Raw genomic sequence first — 543 nt, forward strand, 5'->3', positions numbered from 1 at the left:
AGGGAATGAAGGAAAGGATAACGGCAATTATGAATTCATCATGGAATTTGATTTTGTGAAATCTGAACATGAATATGAATACGATTATTATCCGCGTGCTATGGGATATACTATTTCGGGCGAAGTGTCAAGCTGGCTTTATTTTCAGCGGTCAGCACAACGTAAAAAAGGGTTCTTTATCGATGTGCCTCTTGAATCGGGGAAATGGCATAATATTCAGGCTAATATCGCTCAAATCTACGACAAAGCAACTGGAAAGCCGGGTGCCTATAAAAAACTTAATATTGCCCGTTTTATTATTGCAGCTGGTACAGTATGCATAAAAGACGTGGAAAAAGGTGCTGGTGCATTCTTTGATAAAATAGAATTAAAGACTGCCGAGGCAGAAGAAAAATCAGCAATCGACGGTAGCAAACTAATAATTGATGATTCGATATTCGAAACAGTTGCCGGCCAGAAACTGCAGGATTCAATCGATAATCGATAAAAACAAGTAAAGAGCAGAAAGATAGTCGTCCCTGAATAGTCTATTCTTTTTCAGGG

The 543-nt window shown here is 38.7% G+C and carries 1 protein-coding gene; it reads left to right on the forward strand.

The window, feature by feature from the left end; genetic code table 11:
• Positions 1-487, forward strand: a 487-nt coding sequence (locus BN4575_RS20445) for a hypothetical protein (RefSeq protein WP_218060789.1), incomplete at its 5' end; no start/stop codon positions are given.
• Positions 488-543 lie beyond the last annotated feature (56 nt).

It is taken from the genome of Aeromonas sp. EERV15, from assembly GCF_900079845.1.
GTDB classification, from domain to species: Bacteria; Pseudomonadota; Gammaproteobacteria; order Enterobacterales; family Aeromonadaceae; genus Aeromonas; species Aeromonas sobria.